At 63.5% G+C, this 7,389-nt stretch carries 9 protein-coding genes, 2 tRNA genes and 1 pseudogene; 3 read left to right on the forward strand and 9 right to left on the reverse strand.

The window, feature by feature from the left end:
• Window positions 1–122: 122 nt before the first annotated feature.
• Entirely contained in the window at window positions 123–266 is a 144-nt protein-coding gene (locus WA702_RS08125) for a hypothetical protein (protein WP_425110008.1), read from the forward strand.
• Between the two features lie 284 nt (window positions 267–550).
• Here WA702_RS08125 and WA702_RS08130 read toward each other — a convergent pair.
• The 7 genes from WA702_RS08130 to WA702_RS08160 all read right to left on the reverse strand — a co-directional run bounded on the left by WA702_RS08130 (window position 551) and on the right by WA702_RS08160 (window position 4,580).
• A tRNA-Gly gene (locus WA702_RS08130) sits at window positions 551–624 on the reverse strand.
• A 398-nt stretch (window positions 625–1,022) separates the two neighbouring features.
• Window positions 1,023–1,607 carry a TMEM175 family protein gene (locus WA702_RS08135; RefSeq protein WP_425110009.1) on the reverse strand — a complete coding sequence of 195 codons (585 nt, stop codon included), beginning with the start codon at window positions 1,605–1,607 and terminating at the stop codon, window positions 1,023–1,025.
• Window positions 1,608–1,741: 134 nt separating this feature from the next.
• Entirely contained in the window at window positions 1,742–2,560 is an 819-nt protein-coding gene (locus WA702_RS08140) for a hypothetical protein (RefSeq protein ID WP_425110010.1), read from the reverse strand.
• Between the two features lie 244 nt (window positions 2,561–2,804).
• A complete protein-coding gene (locus WA702_RS08145) occupies window positions 2,805–3,260 on the reverse strand; it encodes an RbsD/FucU family protein (protein WP_425110011.1) in 456 nt (151 codons plus the stop codon).
• A 341-nt stretch (window positions 3,261–3,601) separates the two neighbouring features.
• Window positions 3,602–3,751: a hypothetical protein gene (locus tag WA702_RS08150; protein WP_425110012.1), complete on the reverse strand. Its 150-nt coding sequence runs from the start codon at window positions 3,749–3,751 to the stop codon at window positions 3,602–3,604.
• A 198-nt stretch (window positions 3,752–3,949) separates the two neighbouring features.
• Window positions 3,950–4,252 (reverse strand): hypothetical protein, encoded by a 303-nt coding sequence (locus tag WA702_RS08155; RefSeq protein ID WP_425110013.1) that lies wholly within the window; start codon window positions 4,250–4,252, stop codon window positions 3,950–3,952.
• Window positions 4,253–4,494: 242 nt separating this feature from the next.
• Window positions 4,495–4,580 (reverse strand) — tRNA-Tyr (locus tag WA702_RS08160).
• 257 nt (window positions 4,581–4,837) lie between these two features.
• Between WA702_RS08160 and rlmB the strand changes: the two genes are divergently transcribed.
• A complete protein-coding gene (gene rlmB / locus WA702_RS08165; protein ID WP_425110014.1) occupies window positions 4,838–5,668 on the forward strand; it encodes a 23S rRNA (guanosine(2251)-2'-O)-methyltransferase RlmB in 831 nt (276 codons plus the stop codon).
• A 130-nt stretch (window positions 5,669–5,798) separates the two neighbouring features.
• Here rlmB and WA702_RS08170 read toward each other — a convergent pair whose 3' ends face one another.
• A complete protein-coding gene (locus tag WA702_RS08170) occupies window positions 5,799–6,272 on the reverse strand; it encodes a hypothetical protein (RefSeq protein WP_425110015.1) in 474 nt (157 codons plus the stop codon).
• A 55-nt stretch (window positions 6,273–6,327) separates the two neighbouring features.
• Window positions 6,328–6,768, reverse strand: a complete 441-nt coding sequence (locus WA702_RS08175; RefSeq protein WP_425110016.1) for a hypothetical protein — start codon at window positions 6,766–6,768, stop codon at window positions 6,328–6,330.
• Window positions 6,769–7,135: 367 nt separating this feature from the next.
• On the opposite strand from WA702_RS08175, the pseudogene WA702_RS08180 reads away from it, so the two are divergent.
• Window positions 7,136–7,389 (forward strand): annotated as a pseudogene (locus WA702_RS08180) (hypothetical protein); the annotation flags it as partial.

Below are 7,389 nucleotides of genomic sequence, written 5' to 3' on the forward strand. Positions count from 1 at the left end.
GGTGCGAGATCGTGCGGCCCCTGACCTAAATGGCTGAAGAGGACAACTTCCGGGACAGATGGGCTTACCGCGACCGCCCGCGCAGTCTCCCCGCCTGCGCGGGGCCGACCTTGCGAGGCGACATGAAGTCTGCCTGCGATGCGGCGGTGAAACGCGCGGAGACGATCTTGATATTGTTGCCCGCCTTTGAGCAGAAGCGTAACGACGAAGCCGGTTTTAAACTGGTCGGCGGCTATGCCCTGAAAGACGGTGCCCAAAGGAGGTAATCCGCGCGGCCGAGCTGCGCGATGAATTGTCATTCACATCATTCCGTCACGGCGGACTAACCGAAACCGGTGACGCGGAGCTAACGGACCGGGAGATCCTGGCACAGAGCCGACACACCACAGTCAAGGTTCTCCCGAAATACGTGAAACGCACCACCTAGCAGATTGCCACGGGCACCAAAAAGCGCCGAGCCGTGCGAATGAACGGCGGACAATTGTCCGAATGAGCAACTGCACGGATGTCCGAATGGAGAATTGACCTAGCGCTAGGTCATTGAAATCATTGGAGCGGGTGAAGGGAATCGAACCCTCGTATTCAGCTTGGAAGGCTGCTGCTCTACCATTGAGCTACACCCGCGTCCCTCGACCGCGCGCGGCGCGGTCCGGGAGCGTTCCCCTAACACGGCCCGCGGGCGGTCTCAACCGTCCCGGTCGGCAAATCCCGTGCCCGGCCCTCCTGCCGCGGGCACGGCCGGGGCTTTGCGGCCTTGTAGCCGCCTTGGCCAAAAGTTCCGTAATCTCCGCCCCTTAACGCGAGGTCCGGACCGGCCTATATTGGGTATCCCACCAACAACGAAAGGAGGTGATCCAGTGTCTCACTCGAAGCGCTGTCACCTCGCTGGGATCGCCCGCTGAGCTTTAAATAGCAGCTCGGCAGACGGGGCGGTCTCGGCCCTGGACCAGCGAGTTCAAGATCGGAGCGCGGCGGGCGGCAAGCCCGCCGCGTTTTTCGTATGTGGCGATGCTCGGACCGGATCAGGCGGGCGCGTCGCTGCGTATGAAACGCCGGGCCAGCAGTCCGCCGAAGCCGAGCGTCCAGAAATACGGCGCGTATTGCGGCGCCACCGCCGCGACCACCGTGCCGGGGATGAATACCAGGATCGGGAACGTCGCGCCGATGATCTCCGGATGCCGTCGCGCCTGTGCGGTCAGCCACCACAGCCAAGCATTGAGCGCGGCGATGGTGGTGAGATGGCAGCCATAGAGCACCGCGACCGCGCTGCTCATCGCATAATTGCCGTACAGCCCGTTGGTGACCGGCAGCAGGATGATCGACAGCAGGAAGAACAGATTGAGGATCACCACGACGCGCGAGCCGAGCGGCTGGCGTGCCAGCCGGCGGTTATGGCTGATCCAGAACACGCCGGCGATGATGAAGCTGAGCGCGAGGCTTCCCAGCCTGTCGGCATAGAGGTGATACAGGTCGCCCCAGCCCGGCAGCGCCTGGAAATTCGCCTTGGGCAGGTCGTAGGCCAGCAAGGTCATCGCCACACCGAAGATGGTGTTGGACAACGACTCCAGCCGGCGCATCTCGAACAGATCGGGCTGAGGCTCGGTCATCTCTGGGCATGGCGCGAGAGGGCCGGCCTCCCGCGCGTCGAAGTGTGAATGGTCCACGCCTTATAGCAGACTTAACCCGCTGCCAGCCATGATCACGGCCAACCCGAGTCAGGCCGGGTGCTCGCTCGCCGATCTCAGTGGCAGGCATATTTGTGGCCATCAAAGCCGAGATAGCTCTGCGTGGCCGCGCTGTAGCTGCGAAAATGCGTGCACGCCGGCAGGCCGGCGGTCTGCAGCTGCGCCGTGGCATGTGCGAGTGCGACGCTGCCTTGGACCGGCTTCGCCGTGGCAACCACCTGCTTGGCGGCCGCTGCACGCTTGCCGGCGCCACGGCTCGCATGTTTCGCCGGCGTCTTGCTTGCGGTCGTCTCGGTGGTCACCGCGGTCGCGGCCTTCGGCGCAGCCGTCTCCATCGCGGGCGATGCAGGCTTGGCCTCGACCGGCTGGTGCTCGGCGGCCGCCGGCGTCTTGTCGGTTGCCGTCAACGTCTCAGGCGCAGCTGCCGGCGTTGCCTCGGCCGTAACGGGCGCGGCAGCCACGGGCGCAAGCTTGTCCTCGACGCCAGCCGCCTTGGTCTCAACAGCCGGCTTGTCCTCGACGACGGTCGTCTCGGATTGCGTTGCCGGCTTGTCCTCGGTCACGGAAGGCGTGGCCTCGGCCACGGCAGGCTTATCGGCGACCGGTGCCTGCTCCTCGCTCGCGACCGGCGTCGCCAGGAGCTTGATCTTGTGCTTGCACTCCAGCGGAAACACCAGCTCGCCGGAGGCCGTCATGCCGATCGGCTCGCAACCACCGAACGGCCTGGTGTCCTTGGCGGCATCCGCCGCCGGCGGAGCAGCGGCCGCCGCAGGCGCATCCGCGCTCTGGGCAAAGGCCGCACCAATCACAACTTGAGATAGAATAAATCCGCAGACAATACCGGCCCGGCCGGGCTTCCAACTCGCTTGACGCATGACGCAGCCCCCAACTCATTACTTTTTAAAAAGCCATCACGGCATTGGGGCTACTCTGTGAGCGAAAGCAGGCGTGATCGCGGACTCCGCAGATATCAGCGCGGATGTGCTTCTGCTGCACCAGCGAGTCGGCCAGCGCGAAGGGTTTCTCGCTTGGGTTGTGCAACCGCAACAGCGCGTCATCGAACGGAGTGCCGGATGACCGCTGCACATGCCGAGAATGGCGGCATCCCGCCGCCATCGATTATGCGGTATCCGGCGGGATCACGCCCTTGGTGAACAGGAAACAGCCATAGAAGCGGCGCTCGCCGGTCGCGATCACGCAATAGGCGCTTTTGGCAAGCTCATAGAAGGCGTGGCGCTCAACGCCGACCAGTGGCCAGGACCCGCCCTCGGCGCGATTGATCTCGACCTGCACCTCCTGCTGCACCGGCGGCACCTCGTTCGGACTGCCGACGATCTCCATCCTGAGAGCAGCGCTGTCGACAAAGGTGTCGAGCGCCATCACCGAGAGCACTGCCTTGGTAGCGCGCGCGGCACTGACACCGTCGATGCGCAAGAGCTCGCCGAACACGGTCTGCCGCGCGATTGAGTCAGCCGGAAAATTGGTGTCGCAAATCACCAGACGGTCGCCATGACCCATCGCGCGCAGCGCATAGAGCACATCGGCATTGAGTAACGGATCGATCGACTTCAGCATGGCCCCTCCCGTGTTGGGTTGAAGACCCGACCTTAGCGGTTCTGGGGCCGTTTTGTCGCGTTGCTAGATCGTACCGGGAAGGCCTCTCCTAGCTGCGCAAGCTCGGCAGCGACAAGGGCTTCATCTCGGCCCGCGGCGTGCACGCCGACTCGAACCTGCAAAGCCGTGAGGCCACCGATTTACAATCGGCCTCCGTCGACGGCGTCGCCGGGGGGATGAGCTTCTGGATCTGCGCAAGGCTTCCAAGGCAATCTCGCACGCCCGATCGATGAATTCCTCGCCCCTCCGCGTCACATTGATCAGATTTCTCATGTCCGCTTGATACTGACGCTTGGCGAGGTTCAACCGGCCGACGAAATGACAGGATCGGTGATCGCGGGACACTTCGCGATCTCTTCCAGCGCGGACGGCTCGAGCAGGTAGATCGCAGCAAGATCGAACGCATGACGCGCCGTGTAGGTCGACGCGCGATAGACCAATTGTTTGGTCATGACCTCCGCGGACCGTTCCGCAGCGATGGAAGGGTCAGCGAAATTCAGCAGGTAGGTCGGATCGTCGATGTACGACGGAGCATTCAGAAAATCCGATTTCGCCGACGTCGCGCAGGATAAGCTTGAGGTACTTGCCCTGCCGTTGCGAGGTGTCGCACAGTGATTTTGTGACCGGATTGATGTTGGGCGCGCGCTGCTTCAGAACGCTTCTCGAATCCAAGAAGATGTCGACATCATAGAAAATGCGATGATCGATGATCTGTGCCAGAGCGGTGCCGCCGCCGAACGTCCACCGTCCTGGACCATCCTCAAGCTGTCAAGGGCGGCCAATGCGTTCTGCATGAGATCCTTCACTGCGAAGGACGCCATTTCCCTGACCCATCTTTCATTCTCGGAGCCCGTGACCTGCCAAGTGTCGAGGGGCTTCAACAAATCGTCGAACGTGACGAGATGGTCGACGACCAGATTGTGGATGACCGAAACATCGACCTCATCGAACAACGCCTGGACGTGGATCCGCCACCTCCTTTCGGAGATTTCACCCTTCAGACACCCCACAGCGTGCGTTCGTCGATAGCTCTCGGCATCGGCGTGTTGATCGTCGTCACGGCCGCACAGTTTGGCTCTCGATCGCGTTGTCCACCATGCTCGCAGTATGGTGCCATTCCCGGGGAGCCTCAACGGGCGCTTCCTGGTGATCTCTGCCGCTCGGTCTTGGAGGTTGCGCGCTGCGAAATCAGTTTTGGTGGGGGAGGCAGGACTCGAACCTGCGAAGCCATGAGGCGGCTGATTTACAGTCAGCTCCCTTTGCCACTCGGGACACTCCCCCGGCTGCCACGACATTGACGGTCCACCGCGAAACGGCGGCTTTCGGACCAGCAAGGCCATGGAGACGGCAAGGCCGCGGGGCCCGTCTGACGGGCTGCGCGGCCGGGGCGTTTATGGTCGAACCGGGATGGCAAAGTCAACCAAGGGAGTTACGAAATTTCCGACTTCTCGCCAGCCGATCCTCTGTTTCGGCCGCCCGCTCCCATTTTCGGTAGCGCCAAATTGCCAGAATCCGCTACCCGTGACACAAACCGTGCCATGAGCGAGCGTGACCGAAAGCCCCCGTTCCGGCGCAAGGGCGGCAAATCCTTCGACAAAGGCCGCGGCTTCGGCCGGCCGCCGGCCTGGCGGGACCGCGAATCCGGCGCCGACGGGCCGGTGATCCTGTATGGCTGGCACAGCGTGACCCTGGCGCTGGCCAACCCGAAGCGCCGGTTCCGCAAGCTGTATTTGACCGAAAACGCCGCCCGGCGGCTCGCCGAGGAAGGGATCGAGACCCGGGTGACGCCGGAGATCGTGCGTCCGAGCCAGATCGACCAGCAGCTCGGTCCCGATGCCGTGCATCAGGGCCTGCTGGCGGAAGTCGATCCCCTGCCCTCGCCCGATATCGACACACTTGCGCCGGAAGGCATCATCCTGGTGCTCGACCAGATCACCGATCCGCACAATGTCGGCGCCATCCTGCGCTCGGCCGCCGCGTTCGCGGTGAAAGCGATCGTGACCACGGCGCGCCACAGCCCCGAGGCGACCGGGGTGCTGGCGAAGGCCGCCTCCGGTGCGCTGGAGCTGGTGCCGCTGATCACGGTGCAGAACCTCGCCCGCGCCCTGACGCAGCTCAACGAACGCGGCTTCCAGACCGTCGGCCTCGACAGCGCCGGCGACCGCGACATCGCGGCGATCGAGCTGCGCCAGCCCTTGGCGCTGGTGCTCGGCGCCGAAGGCAAGGGCTTGCGGCAATTGACGCGCGAGACCTGCAGCGTGGTAGCGCGGCTCGACATGCCCGGCGAGATCAAGAGCCTAAATGTTTCGAACGCCGCGGTGCTTGCGCTCTATGTCGGCGCGAGCCGGCTTGGGCTGATGGCAGGCTGACATCAGCGCAAAAGCAAAGCGCCCGCTCGCATCATGCGAACGGGCGCTGTCGGATCAGATCGTCAGAGCATGATCGGGAAAAGTGGAAACCGGTTTTCCGGAAGGATCATGCTCAAATAAAAAGGTGCGATCAGTAATAGCGGCGCAGCACGCGACGGCCCTGGTAGTAGCTCGAGTGGCCCCAGCGATAGCCGTGGGGACGATGCGCGTAGACCGCGGGGCCCGGAACGCCGGCGCCATAATAGTAGTGACGGTGATGGTGCGGATAGGCGTAACCGACCACCGCGCTCTCATGATAGGTCGGATACGGCGCGAAGCGGCCCGGACCGGTGTAGGTCGGCCCCTGGTTGACGTAGTAGTATTGCGTGTCCGGCTCGGCCAGGCGCTCATAGGTATAGCCGGCGCCATAACCGGCCGTATAGCCGCAGCTGCCGCAGGCATAAGGGGCCTGATAGGGATAGGCGGGCGCCGGAGGATAGGCATAGGCGGGCGGATAGGCATAGGCCGGCGTACCGCAGGGGGTGTATCCGCAAGCCATCGCGGGCGCGCTGCCGGCGATGGCGAAGCCGATCAGGGCTGCAACTGCTAAAATGGTTTGACGCATTACTCTCTCCTGTCAGGTCGTTTTTTAATTGAAACTGGTCTGAACGCTTTCCTCGCTAGCGGCCGTAGGCGTGCGGCCCTCGTCCGTCCCGCGGTGCGAGGATGACCGCGGGCGGGATCATCGGGACCTCAGGCTGAGGCGGCTGCATCATCGACTGCGCGCCCCAGGAGTCATGATAGCTTTCAGCCGGCTTTGGCAGCTTGCGGTTGGCCGGCGGCTCGATCTCCATCCGTCCGTAGCCGGGCTGATGGCCGAGGCTCGGATAATAGTGACCGACGTTGGGCTCGGAATCGACGTAGCGGCCGCCATAGACGGTCGGCTGCCGGTGAGCGCCTTGGCCCAGGCCGTAATCGCCCTCCACCACGGCGTAGGAGACGTCGACGCCATTAACGATGATCGGCACGCCCGGCCGCATTGGAATGACGAGATCGAATCCATCGGCGAACGAGGCCGATGTCGTTCCGAGCAGGATGACCAAAGCTGTTGCGAAGCGCATGGGATTCACGTGTCGGTTGCCCCTCGTGTCCATAACCGAATGCGCGGCCCGAGGGGTTAAGGCCACGCGGCAATCTGCCGGTAAGCCTAACGCTTCAGACATTCATCGCGGTTAATACAGCCGATGATCGCGCCCGACGCGAGCGAAATGCTTTTCCGGCGATGCGCATGTCGATTGCGACGTAACGACTCCATCACAGGTCGCGCAGGGCAATGCGCGCGGCGTCGCCCGTCGGATGCCCGCGCGCAGAACGCAAAAGGTGCCGTCACCCCGAAACAAGTCTCATCACATCGGTTTGAAGGTCGTTCCAGCACGGAACAGCAGCGACGCATCGCACTTACCAAGAGGGGCAACCATGGAGCACCACATGAAAAGAATCGCGATCCTCGGGGCTGCAATTCTAGCCACCGCACTGGCCGGACCGACAATGGCCCGGGAGATGACGGCGACACATCATCATCGCCACGTGATGCAGCGGACCATGCAGCAGCAGGACGCCAATGCGGGCTGGAACAACAATGGTTGGAATGGCGAGCGCCGCGAGTCCGGGTTCTGGCCGGCCGACGTCGCCGCAGGCGCGGTCGGCACCGCGGCCGGCATCGCCGGTGCTGCAGTCGGCAC

Source organism: Bradyrhizobium sp., assembly GCF_049798375.1.
Taxonomy (GTDB): domain Bacteria; phylum Pseudomonadota; class Alphaproteobacteria; order Rhizobiales; family Xanthobacteraceae; genus Bradyrhizobium.

What these genes read in the sequence shown, in the direction of transcription:
- WA702_RS08125 (WP_425110008.1), top strand. Translation starts at nt 123, where the DNA reads ATGAAGTCTGCCTGCGATGCGGCGGTGAAACGCGCGGAGACGATCTTG.
- WA702_RS08135 (WP_425110009.1), bottom strand. Translation starts at nt 1,607, where the DNA reads ATGACCGAGCCTCAGCCCGATCTGTTCGAGATGCGCCGGCTGGAGTCG.
- WA702_RS08140 (WP_425110010.1), bottom strand. Translation starts at nt 2,560, where the DNA reads ATGCGTCAAGCGAGTTGGAAGCCCGGCCGGGCCGGTATTGTCTGCGGA.
- WA702_RS08145 (WP_425110011.1), bottom strand. Translation starts at nt 3,260, where the DNA reads ATGCTGAAGTCGATCGATCCGTTACTCAATGCCGATGTGCTCTATGCG.
- WA702_RS08150 (WP_425110012.1), bottom strand. Translation starts at nt 3,751, where the DNA reads ATGACCAAACAATTGGTCTATCGCGCGTCGACCTACACGGCGCGTCAT.
- rlmB (WP_425110014.1), top strand. Translation starts at nt 4,838, where the DNA reads ATGAGCGAGCGTGACCGAAAGCCCCCGTTCCGGCGCAAGGGCGGCAAA.
- WA702_RS08170 (WP_425110015.1), bottom strand. Translation starts at nt 6,272, where the DNA reads ATGCGTCAAACCATTTTAGCAGTTGCAGCCCTGATCGGCTTCGCCATC.
- WA702_RS08175 (WP_425110016.1), bottom strand. Translation starts at nt 6,768, where the DNA reads ATGCGCTTCGCAACAGCTTTGGTCATCCTGCTCGGAACGACATCGGCC.